The 1,643-nt window shown below is 77.7% G+C and carries 1 protein-coding gene and 1 pseudogene; both read left to right on the top strand.

Going from position 1 to position 1,643, the window contains the following annotated elements; translation table 11 throughout:
• Positions 1-1,069, top strand: a 1,069-nt coding sequence (locus DZF91_RS40200) for a hypothetical protein (protein ID WP_158588033.1), incomplete at its 5' end; no start/stop codon positions are given.
• A pseudogene (locus tag DZF91_RS24055) lies at positions 1,066-1,643 on the top strand (hypothetical protein); the annotation flags it as partial. The gene DZF91_RS40200 and the pseudogene DZF91_RS24055, both read left to right, overlap by 4 nt.

The following is a 1,643-nucleotide window of genomic DNA, read 5'->3' as shown; positions in this document are numbered from 1 at the left end:
CGGACGTGGGCGCGCCGCGTGGGAGCCGCCCGCGCCCCCGCCGCCGTCCGCGGCGAACCCGCTGGCCGGGGCCAGGTCCTGGCTGCACGAGGTGGCCGTCACCGGCTGGCGCGGGGTGGGCCACGACCTGGTCGCGGCGGTCGATCCGACGATCGAGGCACTGCTCGCCGACCCCGCGTCGCGCCGCGTCGCGCTGCTGCTGGACGGCCTGGCCGCCGAGCTGCGCGCGTCCAGCCCGGTCGCGCGGATGGCCCGCGTCCCGGCCCGCCGCTGGGGCGACCTGTGGACCCGCGCGATGCTGCTCACCTGGCAGGGCGGCGGAACCGCGGGCGCGGGCGAGCCGGTCTCGGGACGGCTGCTGCCGCTCGGCGTGGACGTCCACGAGCATCCGACCGCCGTGCAGTTCCAGGTCCACGGCGTGCTGGAGAGCGGCGGCGCCGGACGGCTCGTCCGCGCGAGCGTCACGGCCGGGAAGGTCGACACGATCGTCGGCCCCGCGGTCTGGGGGCTGCTGGACTCCCATCCCGTCCTGCTGGCCGCGCTCGCCGAGCGCCGCGCGGTCGAGATCGACGGCATGACGCTGCTGCCCGGCGGCGACCTGCTCTGGGCGGAGGACGCGGCCGAGGCCGGCGAGCCCGCCGACCCGTTCGCCACCGCGCGCCTCCGGCTGGACGACGCGACCGCCCCGCCAGTCCCGCCGCTGGAGCGGCACCCGGTCCGGATCGCCGAGCCGGTGCTGCTGGAGGGCTACCGGATCGACGGCCCCGACCTGGTGCTGGACGGCCACCGGCTGCGGATCGAGACCGGGAACCTGCCCGGCTGCGGCCCGCTCACGCCCGCGCTCGTGGCGGCGTCCACCGCCTGCGTCGGGCTCGTCCGGTGGGACGCCGGCGGCTGGTCGCTGCGCCCGCTCGCCGTCCAGGCCACGGTGAAGAGGAAGCCGGTGGCCGCGCACGGCGGCGACTGGGCGCTCGGCCCCACCGACCCGAAGATCGTCAAGGCGCAGGCGAAGGCCGGGGACGCGGTCGCGGTCCTGCGCGAGCGAGCAGGACGGTTGCTGCGCAGATGACCGAACCGAAGAACGCCGAGCACGCGGAGGGGCCGAGCCATGGATCGTCCGCCGACGCGCCCCCCGAGCCGTCCGCCGGGCCGCCCACCGGGCCGTCCGCCGAGCGGGTCCGCGCCGACGCGAACCGGCGGCAGGCGCTCTACTGGCGGCTGATGGCGCGGATGTTCGACGCCGAGGAGCAGCCCGCGCTGGAGTCGGCCGCGGTCGGCGTCGTCGACGCGGTCGGCCTTCCTCCGGCGCTGCTCGACCCGGCGGTGTCGATGGACACCCTGCTCCAGCGCTTCCCCGAGCTGGAGCCCGAGTTCGAGAACCTGTTCGCCGCCGACGGTTCCGAGGGTTCCGACGGCTTCGGCGAGGCGGTCGGCGAGGGCGCGGTCCGCAACGCGGCGCTGATCTCCAAGCTGCTGCTCAACGTGTTCCAGACCGGCCAGGGCAACGTCAGCGCCGACCAGCTCGCCGCCTGGCAGCGCGACGCCACCCGGCTCCGCCGCGCCCTGTGCGGCGGGCGGGGCGGCGGTCCCGGCACCGGTCCCACCGGTCGGCCGGGCGCCGGACCGGAGAGCGCGGGCTCCGG

The organism is Actinomadura logoneensis (assembly GCF_003428695.1).
Classification (GTDB): Bacteria; Actinomycetota; Actinomycetes; order Streptosporangiales; family Streptosporangiaceae; genus Spirillospora; species Spirillospora logoneensis.
Note: the sequence above shows the minus strand (reverse complement) of the source record. Positions and strands in the feature narration are given on the sequence as shown.